Raw genomic sequence first — 13,626 nt, 5'->3', positions numbered from 1 at the left:
TGCTTTTTTCTTTTTGAATATAAACAATAGAAAAGGAGAATTCCATGAAAAAGAACATTTACATTGATTTTTTAGCCTATTATGGAATTGGTAGTGCGCACCCTGGTGGGTTTACATTAACAAAACAGTTATTGGCACAGTTTCCGCTACACCGAGAAGCAAATGTACTTGAAATAGGCTGTGGAACAGGAAGGACAGCAGCTTACATGAGAAAGCAATATGGTTATAACGTCACAGCGGTTGAAAATAATGAAGTGATGATTCAAAAGGCGAAAAATCGATGGTTACAAGAGCAACTATCGATTGAACTGATTAAAGGAAATGCGGAACAGTTACCGTTTTTGAATGAACAATTTGATCTTGTGTTAGGAGAATCTGTACTTGCTTTTACAAATAAAGAGCAGACGATTCCAGAGTGTTATCGTGTTTTGCAAAAGAACGGAAAACTTGTTGTTATTGAAATGATAATTGAGAGGCATTTGCCAAAAGAGGAAGAGGATAAAATCATGCAATTATATGGACTAAAGGAATTACAAACAGAAATGGAGTGGATGAATCGATTTCAAATAGCAAATTTCAAAAGGATAACGATTGTAGGTGGAGGAACGATTGCAGAGACGGTTGCAGGCCAAATTGAACAGCCGGAATGGAACTTGTCCCATGTTATTCCAAGTGAATTGTATGATGCATGGGTGCAACATGAGCAAGTATTGCATATGTACCGACATGTATTGGGGCACCGCGTCTTCATTTGTGAAAAATAAAAATCGTATAATAAAGGAGTTGACTACATAGTGCAGTCAGCTCCTTTATCTCGCATTAACGGGCAGGAATACTGCCCGTAAAGGCCTGATTGGTGCGGGTTAATAATCAGTGGGGGATGAAGAACCTCCCACTGATTAAAGTTTCACTTTATATAGCTAGATGAAAAATAACCCAGCTAAAGCAATACCAAAAATAAACCCGAAAGCTAATTCAATTGCACCGCCGCTGCAAAAACCACCACGGCAACCTCTATCAAAACCAAATCCACATCGATCACATTCACCTAGTCCACCACAACAATCACAGCCGCCATCTGCGTATGCGTCATAGTAACCAAATCCTGTATTAAACGATGATTCATGAACTGGATCAATCCAAACGGAATCATTTGTCACATCAACAATCTTACCGATATGAACATAACCATCTACATCTTCAATACGTACGAATTTACCAAAATAACGATGACAAGTATTATAACATTTTTGACAATGCATGTTCTTTTGCCTCCTTCCATATACAGTAATACGATATGTCATAGGGACAAATGCGGCTTGTACGATTGACCTAAGTTTCATAATTGTTATGAAAAAGGGAAAAGATAAGGGGAGAGTGTATGTGGAAAAGGAGTGGGAAATATGGAACCTAAAGATCAATTTCAAACATATGAAGTTCCTTGGAATGAATTTACGAATGCCCTTCGCAATGAAATGGAAAAGCAAGTAGGAGCAGATATTGTCGATAGGATTGTTTGTGATTTAGCGGATGGATTTGAAGTGTATACATATATACAAGGGGATTTGGGTTTTGAATATAGAGAAGCACTTGAACGAAAATTTGGGAGTGATGGAAAAACTCCTAATTTGTTAACTGTCATGTTATTGGCAAGTATTTATCATACAAGTGAAGAGAATATTCGTTTGCATGCGGATCGTAAAGATAATCCTATTGTTGAGGTATATGTGAAACAATAAAAAACACGCTTTTATAGGCGTGTTTTTTATTCGTATGATAAAATGAAAGAAAATTCTAAATTAGAGGGGAGAGGGGACATAGTGCGGAAACGGTTGCGGGAGCTTGGAGTTGTAATAGGGAAATATGAAACAGGTTTGTGGAATGCAATAACAGATGTGGAAGGAGTTCAAGTTGGACACGTTACACTTTTTGAAAAGGGTAACGTTCGCACGGGTGTTACGGCTATCTTACCCCATTCTGGAAATGTATTTTATGAAAAAGTATTCGCGAGTAGTTATGTAATTAATGGATTTGGCAAAACAGTTGGAACCATTCAAGTACAAGAACTAGGTACTATAGAAAGCCAAATTTTAGTAACAAATACACTATCAGTAGCGGCTACTTTGCAGGGCACTATTCAATATATGCTGCGGGAAAATGAAGAAATTGGGCAAGCTGTGGGAACGGTAAATGTTGTTATTGGAGAATGTAACGATGGCTATTTAAATGATATTCGGGGGATGCATGTGAAACCAGAGCATGCAATTGAAGCAATTGAAATCGCACAAATTGGTCCAGTCGCAGAAGGTTGTGTGGGAGCTGGTACAGGAATGGCTTGTTTCGGTTATAAAGGTGGGGTTGGCACGAGCTCTAGAATTATAACTTTCACTACGAAAACATATACACTAGGCGTACTTGTCGTTACGAATTTCGGTAGAAAAGAAGATTTATATAGGAAGGAAGTAGATCATAAACAGCTACCAGATGGATCTATTATGATTATAATTGCAACAGACGCGCCGCTTAGTGAACGACAATTAAACAGAATTGCGAAACGTGCAACATTTGGTCTAGCCAAAGCAGGGTCATATGGAGCACATGGCAGTGGTGATATTGTTATTGCTTTTTCCACGGCACATCATATTCCTCATACTCCTGCTATAGAAAATTTGCAATACTCCTTTTTACGTGAAGATGGCAAAGAAATTTCCCATCTATTTGCGATGACTATCGAAGCGGTAGAAGAGGCAATTTGGAATGCTTTATGTATGGCGAAAACGACAAGCGGAAATGGAAAATGTTTAGAAGAAATACCGTATGCAAAGGTGAAAGACTATTTTTGTAGGTAGATTTTCATTTTTGTTCAAGAGTTATTACTTTCAGAAAGAAAAATCCAACTTTTATATGAGAATTTTTCATATGAAATGTAGGAAGATTCAGCTCGTAACAGTCCGATTGGGGAAGGCTAAAAAATGAGTGAAGGGGATGAAGGCTCTCTTCACTCATTTTTATATAAAGGATTAAGCGTATAAGACGTACAATTCATTAGACATTACAAGAAGGATTATTTCAGCAATATTGTTTACATAATAAAATTATAGAAACTTGATTATCCGAAAATACAAGTCATATATCTTGTTTCTTTTCATAAATTTAAACATAGGAATTTGTCTACAAAGGTGGCGAAGCCTCATCATGAAGATTCGAATCTGTGCCACATTCATCTTTTTTCTAGCATTATGTTTGAATCCTTTTTTAACTTTGGCAAAAGGAGAGGAGGCAAAAGAAAGGGTCGTTTCACTTGTATATGATGATTCCGGCAGCATGAGAAATAACGATCGCTGGAAATATGCCAATTACGCTTTGCAAAGTTTAGTTGCATTATTGGATGAAAAAGATAGTTTTTCATATATTCCAATGAGTCGTCCCACTGAGGCATTACAGGTCATGCTAACAAATGAAAAAAGGCAAACAGAAATCAATCAAATTGGAGCGTGGAAAAACTATTTAAATACACCGTTTCGTGCTGTAGAAACAGCGATGCAATCTATTAAAAAGGAAGCAGATATAAATGGAAAACGTGAATTTTGGCTTATTGTATTAACTGACGGGGCATTTAATGAATTAGAAAAAGAAAAGACTGATGGTAAAGAACAAATTACGCAGAAGCTAGGACAATTTAAAAAAGAAATGGAAGCGAAAAAAATATCATTGCATCCAATTTTAATAACGATGGAAGACAATTTAGGACCACAAGAACAACAACAGATGAATATATTCAAAGAAATTTGGAAGAAAGAAATAAACGGTATCACCATGCCAACGAGCGGGGAAGATGGAGTTATTGAGAGTGTAAATAAGGCCGCGGCTTTAGTGGCGAATCGAGATCCATTTTCTGCTGTTGAATCTGCTGTGAAAACGAATGTATCTGGAAATAAATTAGAGATTACCACGCCATTTCCATTAAAAAGAATGACATTCGTGCAGCAATCTTCTAATGCATCGCAATATCAAATTGAAAAACTTTCTAAACCATTAGCAGTGCAATCTTCCTTTTCGATTCAGGCGCCAGGAGAATCGAAGTTATATGGTGGTATTACACATATTGGTGCTACGAACGGTGAAGTGATGAAACAAGGAACATATACGCTAGAAATTGATAGAGATATTGTGAAAGAGGGGTTAAAAGTACTTGTTGAACCAGCTCTTGATTATATTGTCTCTACTTATGATAAAGAAGATAAAGCGAAAAAAAATGTTGGGGAAATGTATGAGGGAACAAAAGCGGTGATTGAAGCAAAACCGACAGAGCTGCCTATTCAATCTTCTTATTTTCAGGCAGAGATAGAACTAGATGGAAAACTGTATCCAATGAAATGGGATGATAAGAAAAAACGATTCTATTATGAAACACAGGTCGAAAAGCGAGCTGTACGTGGGAAAGTCCATATGAATATAAAAGGGTTTTACAGGCAGACAAAGGAATTTCGAATTGATTCGGTGCCAAAGGCGAAATTATCTCTACAGGTTCTCACGAAAGATTATGAAGAAAAGGTGACGAGTTTAGAAAAGAGTAAACCATTTGTGTTGCAGCCATTACTAAATGATGAGCCGATGACAGAAGCGGAAGTAAAGAAACTATTGCAATCTACAGGTGTCACATCCAATCAATCAATCAACTACGAACTGCGGCAACATGGCAATCAAATTTATGTGTACCCTCGTCCTTACTACTCCGACACATTCAATTTTACAGATACAGGCACCGTAGAAGCTACCATCACGATAAATGATTCAGGGTTACAAAAAGTGAGAAAAACCATTTCGTTTTATATTCACAGTGCACCATTTTGGGAGCGTTACGCGCTAATTTTTCAATTTGTAATCCCAGTTGCATTTCTACTTTTGCTTGTTGCGATTCTTATTTTAGGATGGATTATTCGGCCAAGGTTTCACCGGAAAGCGATGTTGTACTACGAATGGGATCAAGAAGTAGCGAAGGATTGGCTCTATCAATCTGAACCAGAATTACTAAGAAATAAGTGGTGGAAACATTATTTTGGTATCCCATTTCGTGCAGAACGAAAGACAATACAATCGATAACTTTTATAGCGAAAAAAGGTTCAAAGTCTATATTTATAGCAAAGGAATCACAAGTAATCGGCATGGTTATTGATGGTATGTTTATAACAGAGGGAGAGGCTGGAAATGAGCATAAGACGTTATATCCGAATGAGGTTGTATTGATTGATCGGGAGTATGGAAAGGAAATCTATCGATACGAATGTGAATGATAGGAAGTTCAAAAAGTCCGGTAAAGATAGCTTTCGCATTTCGTCGTTGCATCGCCAGTCCGATACTCATGTAGTGTCAGCTACACTCCGTATCCTCCTGGCTACTGCGCCTCGAACTGCTCGGCCCACTTTATCCTCCTTTTTGAACGTATATTTTAATAGGAAGTTCAAAAAGTCCGGTAAAGATAGCTTTCGCATTTCGTCGTTGCATCGCCAGTCCGGTACTCATGTAGTGGCAGCTATACTCCGTATCCTCCTGGCTACTGCGCCTCGAACTGCTCGGCTCTCTTTATCCTCCTTTTTGAACGTATATTTTAATGAGAAGTTCAAAAAGTCCGGTAAAGATAGCTTTTGTATTTCGTCGTTGCATCGCTAGTCCGGTATTCATGTAGTGTTAGCTACATTCTGTGTCCTCCTGGCTATTGCGCCTCGAACTGCTCGGCTCTCTTTATCCTCCTTTTTGAACGTATATTTTAATAGGAAGTTCAAAAAGTCCGGTAAAGATAGCTTTCACATTTCGTCGTTGCATCGTCAGTCCGGTACTCATGTAGTGTCAGCTACATTCTGTGTCCTCTTGGCTACTGTGCTTCGACCAGCTCGGTTCTTATTCTATATTTAAATAGGAATTTCACAAATAGGAAGGTGACTCACATGACATTACAAGTTCCTACAATTTTAATTGGCCTTGGCGGGATTGGTAGTACTGTTACTCATCAAATATATGAGAAGTTACCAGAGGAACGACGTAAAAAGGTAGCGATGCATGTGTTTGATACAGATGTGAATACGTTAAGTAAATTTGAGCATATTCGTAAGTTCAAGACACAAACGAGCTCCAGTAAAACGCCCAGGGAATATATCGCGGGAGATCCAACGATTCCAGAATGGTTTCCAATGGACCCGACCATTCTGGATAAACCGTTAACAGAAGGAGCTGGTCAGCTTCGTGTGATTTCACGTTTAGCTCTTCGGGCAGCGATGCAAGAAGATAAATTGACTGCTTTTTGGCAAGAAATTGAAAAGATTTTTCCTGTTACAAGTGATCAAACAGAGTATGGTGTTCGCGTTATTATTGTTACATCATTAGCTGGTGGTACTGGTTCAGGGATGTTCTTGCAAATTGCGTTGTATTTACGTGAAATGCTTCGGAAAAAATTGCAGCATCATAACATTTTAATACGTGGTGCGTTTTTAATGCCGGATGCACTTGTTAAGACACGAACCGTTAGTGCGAAAGAATTTGAAACTGTGCAGGCAAATGGTTATGCATCATTAAAAGAACTACATGCGATTACACTGGGTTCAACAGGTGAATTATCAAAGCGGGGCGGTGTAACAATTGAGCTAGAGTATCGCCCAGATCAAGTGGATGAAGACGGAAGAACGAATCATACAATTAAAGAACATCATTTACCATATAATTATTGTTTCTTATATGATTATGAAAATTTACACGGTCATCATTTACACAATCTATCAGACTACATGGAACAAATGACAAATACGATTTATTTACAGCTATTTAGTCCGATGTCAACAAGTCATTTTGCACAAGAAGATAATCAAATTCAGCAGTTAGCAGAATCAAATGGAAAAGCACGTTATTGTGGTGCTGGAACTGCAAAGCTCATTTATCCATATGAACATGTGCTAAAGTATTGTGCTTTGAAATGGGCTGTGCAAGGGTTAGATGAATCATGGCTACATTTAGATCAACTATTTCAAGAGAAAAAACAGCGGTATGAACAAGATGTTCGCCGCGGTATGCAGCGTGAGAAGCCAGAGCGAGGCAAGAGCTATTTAGAAGATTTAGAGCATCTTGCTACTCGTCCAGAACAAGCACATATTTTCTATCGACAAATGTACAATGAAACACGTGAAGGGGCAGAAGGCGGGAAGGTTGGCGTTGCGAAATCAAAGTTGTTTTTAGAAGCGGTTGAAAGTTATGTACAGCGTACGGTACAAAAGGATGAAGAGTTAAATAGGTTACAGCATGAATGTAAAATATATGCCACAAAACTGAAAATAATGGAGCAAATGAAGGGGGAAGTGGCAAGAGTTGATCACGCTGTTCGGTTGTATGCCTATGCGATACCAAGCCGTGTGCATGAGCATGTGACGACACTTTTATATGACATGATTGAATCAGACCGCTATACACCAAGTGGTTCAGAGGGACAGTCGTACCAACTAAATACATGGTTTTTAAAGAAAACGGAAGCTGTTCATCCGGTGGCCGCTCGTTTTATGTTGTATGAGATTCGTAAGCAATTAATAGAGAAGATGAATCGATTACATGAGAATAATGAACAAAAACGTAATTTAATTCAAAACTACGATAAGAAATTTAATGTCAGCAATATCGATGGTACAGTAACCGCAGTACGGCGCGTGGAATTGGCGCAGCAACAAGGGTGGTTTGGGAAGTTGTTTTATAATCAGCAACGTACATTCCGAAAAGAATTTGAAGATATCGTCACGCAATATGTGCATAAGTTGAATGAATATCGTAAAGAAATGTTACTTGAACTTGTTTATCAATCACTATATCAGGCTGTAAACAAAATGATTCAACATTGGGAAAGATTCTTTGATAACTTACAGGAGACGCGTGAAAACTTACTATTTGAAATTCAAAAGCGGAGTAAAGAATTTGAGGGGAAAACAAATCCGACAAATGTATATGTGTTAGCAGATGAAAAATTACAAGAAAAAATTTGGCAAGATATGCAGCAACATTTAAATTTAGGTGTACTCCCAAAAGATATATCAGCGGAGATTTATATGAGTTTGTACGGGGAATATTGCCGTGATGCACAAGCAGAAGAAAGCCAATCGAAGAAGGTAGAAGATTTTTATCGAGAGCATATTTTAACGTATTGCTATGCTGAACTTCAGATGCGATATCGTGACAAACTAGAACTCAATATTATTGAAGCTTTACGCAAAGAAGCTGACTTTAAAAAACGTGATCGCAACGAATATGTGAAAGAAAAAATTGAGGATCTTTTTCATTTAGCAAGTCCATTTATTCCGAAAGTAGCGCATCATCGAGAACTACAATATTGGGGTGTACATCCATCGCTAAAACAAGAATTGCAGGAGGAACTATTGCAAGAAATGTTTCAAGAGAAGGATACGGTGAACGAAGCATTTTCGCCATTTGAGGTAATTTGTTATCGAGCGCACTATGGATTATCGTTGCAAGATTTTCCTAAGTTGTCTTCTGGGCATATTGCAAATGGTTTTATGCATGATAAAGGTGATTATTTTCAGTCGTATTATCGCCGCGTGAATAAATTAAATATTAAAAAATCGAATTTAACACCGCATTTAGATAAATATTGGCACTTACCAGCCTTTATGCCGGACTTAAATGCGACGCAAACAAAGTTAGATTATGATAAGTGTAATCGAGCACTTCTTTATGCATATATGTATCGGTGGATTAGTCTTGTCGCTGTCGATGGTCAATTTGTTTATCAATATAACGGTGTAGGACGTAGTTTTTTAATTCAGTCAATGGGGAAAAATATTTCAAGTGAAAGTTATAAATTACACCGTGCATTGCTTCATAATCCGTTTATTTATGAAAATATTTTATCTCGTTTTGAAGAAGAACAAGAAAAAGCAATGCTTCAAGGCGGACATTTGTATACACAAGCTTTTGTGTTAGGTGCACAAGATGTAAGATGGCTTAGAAAGGAATATGTCCATAATATTTTAGATGTTATTTTAATGTATGACCGGGAAGCAAAGTACGATCCGACGCTTGAAGAAACATCAGATGAATTGTTACGGCTACTTCTTGATGAAATTTTAGTTTATTTCCAAAATTATTATGGAACTGGTGCTGAAATGGTAGCAAAGAAAGAAGCAGAGTTGTTTGTAAAACAACTATGGGACCGTTCGCATGCGAACGGTTATGTGGATCCAAATAGTGCGCCTTATAAAAAATGGCAACATATATTACATGTTCAAGATGAGGAACAAGACACAAAAACGAATGTATAAAATGAAGATAGGGAACCCTTAATTATGTCCATACTATTTTTGAAAAGAGGGGTTCAGATGCCATTTTTAGGAAGTGTGTATCAAATATTTGGATTATATCCAGAGATTTATCATGCGATGATTTCGGCGGAAACAAAAGAGCAACAATGTATAGCTGAAAATGAAGAGCAGGCAGAAACAGAAACAGAAGTATGAATGACCATGCAGGTTAGCCTGCATGGTTTTTTCGTGTTACAATAAAGGGAATTTTTTTAGGGAGAGAAAGAAATGAAGTGGATTTATTTTAGTATGATTAATATTATCGCATTTAGTCTTATGGGGCTAGATAAACAAAAAGCGAAGAAGAAGAAATGGCGAACGCCAGAAAGTACATTGTTTTTAGCTGCGGCAGCTGGAGGAGCTGTTGGTGCATGGATTGGGATGTATGTATTTCATCATAAAACGCATAAAAGTAAATTTGTTTTTGGTATCCCAGTGCTTGTTGCTGTTACACTAGGTTTACTCTGGTTGATATGAAGAAATTGAAATGAGAGAAATGTCGAAAAAGTTATAAGAGGTAACATTAGTAAAGTAACCTTATGACAACGTATAATGAAGAGAAAAAAGAGAAGAGGAGAAAAAGGGAAGATGGAGAGTCAAAAAGCACTGCAACAGAAGGGGATTTTATACGCAGCTGGGGCTTATATGATGTGGGGCGTTCTACCTATTTATTGGAAATGGGTTGAAGAGGTTCCTGCAGAAGAAATATTAGCACATCGCATTGTTTGGGCTTTTGTTTTTATGTTGTTTATTTTAGGGATATCAAAGCGGTTTGGGAAATTTGTGGGAGAATTGTTGAGTCTTTTTAAACGTCCTAAATTATTCATCTCATTAACAATCGCTTCTATTTTAATTAGCGGAAACTGGTTCGTGTACATATGGGCTGTGAATCACAATCATATTATCGAAGCCAGCCTAGGATATTATATTAATCCACTTGTGAGCATTTTACTTGGGACAATTGTATTAAAAGAGAAGTTGAATTTTTGGCAGTATGTTGCGGTAGGATTGGCTGGAATTGGCGTTATCATTTTAACATTCCGATATGGAACGATTCCATGGATTTCGCTGTCACTTGCATTGACTTTTGCATTGTATGGATTAACGAAAAAATTATTAAACTATGATGCAATGATTGGTCTTACGATGGAAACAATGATTGTAGCGCCGCTTGCGGTTATTTACTTGTTTATGAATGGTGAGCATGGATTTGGTTCATTTGGATCGATTTCGCCTGTTTCAACTTTACTTTTAATGGGAGCAGGTATTGTTACTGCTGTGCCGCTCTTTTATTTTGCAAAAGGAGCGCAATTGATCCCTTTATATATGATTGGCTTTTTACAATACATTTCGCCGACCATTAACCTTATTTTAGGTGTATTTATTTTTCATGAACATTTTACATCAACTCATATGGTTGCATTTTTCTTTATTTGGGTTGCGTTATTTGTGTTTTCAATGGCAAAAACAAAGTTTTTACTACGGAAGCAGCCGAAGTTTTTGAAAAATAAATCAGCAAAAGTATCCTAAAGCGTAGTATTTTCTACGCTTTTTTCTTTATACTTATAAGTATAGAATTTCCATTACTGCAAGTAGGGGGCTGGAAATATGGAAACAATTTTACATAACGATCCACTTATGGCAGCTGTACTCGCTTGGTTTTTGGCGCAATTAACGAAAGTCATTTTTAAATTAGTCAAGGCGAGAGAATTTGATTTCGCGCAATTTTTTGCTTCTGGAGGAATGCCAAGCTCTCATTCTTCAACGGTTACTGCATTAGCAACAGGTGTTGGAGTGGTAGAAGGAATTACAAGTGCCGTGTTTGCTGTTGCAGCCATTTTTGCCATCATTGTCATGTACGATGCTTCAGGAGTGAGACTTGCGGTAAGTAAACAGGCAAAGATTTTAAATGATTTTTTTCATGGTAGACAAACCGAATATAAAAAGCTGAATGAGCTTGTTGGACACACACCGTATCAAGTGGTTGTCGGGGCTATTTTAGGAATTGTTGTTGGAATTGGATATTGTTTATGAGCAGAATGTGTATTTACATGTTCTGCTTTTATTTATTTTACATATAATTGCGTGTGAATGGAATATCATATACGGATTTAAAAGGGTAGGTGAAAAGGGTGTTATTATATGAAAAAGTGCATGAAGAAGTTAAGGAGAAAATGGCTGCACTACAAGCGATGCAACAACAAGATGGAACGTGGCGTTTTTGCTTTGAAGGCTCACTGTTAACAGATTGTCATATGATTTTTTTACTTACATTATTAGGTCAGGATCAAGAGATAGAGCCATTTGTTGCAAGATTGGCAGCTCTGCAAACAAATGAAGGAACGTGGAAGCTTTATGAAGATGAGCCTGATGGTAATTTATCGGCTACTATTCAGGCATATGCCGCTTTACTTGTCTCTAAAATGTATAAGAAAGAAGATATAAATATGAAGCGTGCGGAAGTATTTATTCGTAAGCAGGGCGGGATTACAAAGGCTCACTTTATGACGAAGTTTTTATTAGCTCTTCATGGAGGATATGAATACCCTCCCTTATTTCACTTTCCAACACCTATATTATTTTTATCTGAGGATTCCCCGCTTAGTATATTTGAGCTAAGTAGTTCCGCACGCATTCATCTCATTCCAATGATGCTTTGTATGAATAAACGATTTACCGTTTCAAAAAAAATGCTTCCGAATTTAGATTATATTTCAGGTGGGAGTAAAGAGCAGTGGTTTCGTGAAGAACGTTCGCCGCTGTTTCAAACGTTGCTTAGAGATGTGACGAAATTTTTATCATATCCGTTATCGTTGCATTATAAAGGAGATAAAGCAGCAGAGCGTTTTATGATTGAACGGATTGATACAAATGGAACATTATACAGTTATGCGAGTGCAACCTTTTACATGATTTATGCGCTCCTCGCACTCGGGCATTCTATTCAGTCACCGCTTATTTCAAATGCAGTATTAGGATTGAAAACTTATGTATGGAATATGGATAGAGGGGCGCACCTTCAAAATTCACCATCTACAGTGTGGGATACCGCTTTACTAAGCTATTCATTGCAAGAAGCGCGTGTACCACATGATAACGAAATGATTCAAAAAGCAATCAATTATTTATTGCAAAAACAACATAAAGAGAAAAAAGACTGGAGTGTGCATGCTCCAACGCTTGATGCTGGAGGATGGGGATTTTCAGATGTGAATACGACAATCCCAGATGTCGATGATACGACAGCTGTACTTAGAGCATTAGCAGGAAGTAGGCAAGGAAATCCTAAAGTAGAAAGTGCTTGGAGAAAAGGAATTGAATGGGTAAAGGGATTACAAAATAGTGATGGGGGATGGGCAGCTTTTGAAAAAGGTGTAACAAGTAAAGTTTTAACACATTTACCTCTTGATAACTCAGGGGACATGATTACGGATCCGTCTACGGTAGACATTACAGGTAGAGTGTTGGAGTTTTTTGGAACATATGCTCCAAATGAGTTACAAGGTGACCAAAAAGATCGAGCGATTCGTTGGTTAATTTATACGCAGGAGAAGAACGGGTCTTGGCATGGGAAATGGGGTGTGTGTTACATATATGGTACTTGGGCGGCCCTCACAGGGTTACGTGCTGTAGGTGTTCCATCTAATCATATAGCTCTACAAAAAGCAGCTACATGGTTAGAGAGTATTCAACATAGCGATGGAGGGTGGGGGGAGTCTTGCAGGAGTAGTGTAGAAAAGAAATTTATTTCGTTACCGTTTAGTACACCGTCACAAACAGCATGGGCACTCGATGCGCTTATTGCTTGTTATGATTCAGAAACACCAACCATTCGAAAAGGGATTTCTTATTTATTGAAACATTCGACTAAGCATCAAGAATACCCTACAGGTACAGCGTTAGCAAATGGATTTTACATTCGCTACCATAGTTACCATCATATATTTCCACTCCTTACTTTTGCACATTATATAAAAAAATACAGAAAATAAACCGAGAAATAATCTCGGTTTATTTTTGTGGATAGTAGGACCCAATTGAAAAGAATAAGGTAATCAATCGTACCTTATTTTTTTGTTGATTGGCGTTTTTGGCGTGCATCGGCGGCATCTGCACGTGCGTTTGCCTCTAAGTCATCGTGGTCAGCAAATTCACGAGAGAATTCGACATCAATGCCATCAGAGGCTTTGTTTCTCTTTAAATGCTTTTTGTTCATTCGACACAATCTCCTTGTGTTTATGCTTATGTTGCAAGTTTAGTTTGACACAAATAGACTTT

12 protein-coding genes are annotated in these 13,626 nt (G+C 37.6%); 10 read left to right on the top strand and 2 right to left on the bottom strand.

Translation table 11 applies throughout. The features are described from left to right. Positions 1–44: 44 nt before the first annotated feature. A complete protein-coding gene (locus CN373_RS09690) occupies positions 45–764 on the top strand; it encodes a class I SAM-dependent methyltransferase (RefSeq protein ID WP_000739602.1) in 720 nt (239 codons plus the stop codon). Between the two features lie 156 nt (positions 765–920). Here the strand turns inward: CN373_RS09690 and CN373_RS09685 are convergent, their stop codons facing one another. Next, a complete protein-coding gene (locus CN373_RS09685; RefSeq protein WP_000543548.1) occupies positions 921–1,262 on the bottom strand; it encodes a hypothetical protein in 342 nt (113 codons plus the stop codon). A 141-nt stretch (positions 1,263–1,403) separates the two neighbouring features. Here CN373_RS09685 and CN373_RS09680 point away from each other — a divergent pair, with 141 nt between their 5' ends. The 9 genes from CN373_RS09680 to CN373_RS09640 all read left to right on the top strand — a co-directional run bounded on the left by CN373_RS09680 (position 1,404) and on the right by CN373_RS09640 (position 13,340). After that, positions 1,404–1,739: a hypothetical protein gene (locus CN373_RS09680; protein WP_000433400.1), complete on the top strand. Its 336-nt coding sequence runs from the start codon at positions 1,404–1,406 to the stop codon at positions 1,737–1,739. 42 nt (positions 1,740–1,781) lie between these two features. Then, positions 1,782–2,849: a P1 family peptidase gene (locus CN373_RS09675; RefSeq protein ID WP_002057185.1), complete on the top strand. Its 1,068-nt coding sequence runs from the start codon at positions 1,782–1,784 to the stop codon at positions 2,847–2,849. 346 nt (positions 2,850–3,195) lie between these two features. Continuing rightward, entirely contained in the window at positions 3,196–5,295 is a 2,100-nt protein-coding gene (locus tag CN373_RS09670; protein WP_000702050.1) for a vWA domain-containing protein, read from the top strand. Positions 5,296–5,946: 651 nt separating this feature from the next. Then, positions 5,947–9,309, top strand: coding sequence for a tubulin-like doman-containing protein (locus CN373_RS09665; RefSeq protein WP_098359184.1), 3,363 nt, complete (start codon positions 5,947–5,949; stop codon positions 9,307–9,309). 57 nt (positions 9,310–9,366) lie between these two features. Beyond that, positions 9,367–9,504: a phosphonate ABC transporter permease gene (locus tag CN373_RS09660; protein WP_098359183.1), complete on the top strand. Its 138-nt coding sequence runs from the start codon at positions 9,367–9,369 to the stop codon at positions 9,502–9,504. Positions 9,505–9,576: 72 nt separating this feature from the next. Beyond that, complete coding sequence (locus CN373_RS09655; protein WP_098359182.1) at positions 9,577–9,825, top strand: DUF1294 domain-containing protein; 249 nt, start codon at positions 9,577–9,579, stop codon at positions 9,823–9,825. A 111-nt stretch (positions 9,826–9,936) separates the two neighbouring features. Then, positions 9,937–10,878, top strand: coding sequence for an EamA family transporter RarD (rarD, locus tag CN373_RS09650; protein ID WP_098359181.1), 942 nt, complete (start codon positions 9,937–9,939; stop codon positions 10,876–10,878). Positions 10,879–10,956: 78 nt separating this feature from the next. Continuing rightward, a complete protein-coding gene (locus CN373_RS09645) occupies positions 10,957–11,382 on the top strand; it encodes a divergent PAP2 family protein (RefSeq protein ID WP_098359180.1) in 426 nt (141 codons plus the stop codon). Positions 11,383–11,480: 98 nt separating this feature from the next. After that, positions 11,481–13,340: a terpene cyclase/mutase family protein gene (locus CN373_RS09640; protein ID WP_098359179.1), complete on the top strand. Its 1,860-nt coding sequence runs from the start codon at positions 11,481–11,483 to the stop codon at positions 13,338–13,340. Between the two features lie 74 nt (positions 13,341–13,414). Here the strand turns inward: CN373_RS09640 and CN373_RS09635 are convergent, their stop codons facing one another. Beyond that, positions 13,415–13,564, bottom strand: a complete 150-nt coding sequence (locus CN373_RS09635) for a YfhD family protein (protein WP_113745325.1) — start codon at positions 13,562–13,564, stop codon at positions 13,415–13,417. Between the last annotated feature and the right edge of the window lie 62 nt (positions 13,565–13,626).

The organism is Bacillus cereus (assembly GCF_002561295.1).
Classification (GTDB): Bacteria; Bacillota; Bacilli; order Bacillales; family Bacillaceae_G; genus Bacillus_A; species Bacillus_A cereus_S.
The sequence above is the reverse complement of the archived record's forward strand: the minus strand, read 5'-3'. Positions and strand labels throughout refer to the sequence as shown.

What these genes read in the sequence shown, in the direction of transcription:
- CN373_RS09690 (WP_000739602.1), top strand. Translation starts at nt 45, where the DNA reads ATGAAAAAGAACATTTACATTGATTTTTTAGCCTATTATGGAATTGGT.
- CN373_RS09685 (WP_000543548.1), bottom strand. Translation starts at nt 1,262, where the DNA reads ATGCATTGTCAAAAATGTTATAATACTTGTCATCGTTATTTTGGTAAA.
- CN373_RS09680 (WP_000433400.1), top strand. Translation starts at nt 1,404, where the DNA reads ATGGAACCTAAAGATCAATTTCAAACATATGAAGTTCCTTGGAATGAA.
- CN373_RS09675 (WP_002057185.1), top strand. Translation starts at nt 1,782, where the DNA reads ATGAAAGAAAATTCTAAATTAGAGGGGAGAGGGGACATAGTGCGGAAA.
- CN373_RS09670 (WP_000702050.1), top strand. Translation starts at nt 3,196, where the DNA reads ATGAAGATTCGAATCTGTGCCACATTCATCTTTTTTCTAGCATTATGT.
- CN373_RS09665 (WP_098359184.1), top strand. Translation starts at nt 5,947, where the DNA reads ATGACATTACAAGTTCCTACAATTTTAATTGGCCTTGGCGGGATTGGT.
- CN373_RS09660 (WP_098359183.1), top strand. Translation starts at nt 9,367, where the DNA reads ATGCCATTTTTAGGAAGTGTGTATCAAATATTTGGATTATATCCAGAG.
- CN373_RS09655 (WP_098359182.1), top strand. Translation starts at nt 9,577, where the DNA reads ATGAAGTGGATTTATTTTAGTATGATTAATATTATCGCATTTAGTCTT.
- rarD (WP_098359181.1), top strand. Translation starts at nt 9,937, where the DNA reads ATGGAGAGTCAAAAAGCACTGCAACAGAAGGGGATTTTATACGCAGCT.
- CN373_RS09645 (WP_098359180.1), top strand. Translation starts at nt 10,957, where the DNA reads ATGGAAACAATTTTACATAACGATCCACTTATGGCAGCTGTACTCGCT.
- CN373_RS09635 (WP_113745325.1), bottom strand. Translation starts at nt 13,564, where the DNA reads ATGAACAAAAAGCATTTAAAGAGAAACAAAGCCTCTGATGGCATTGAT.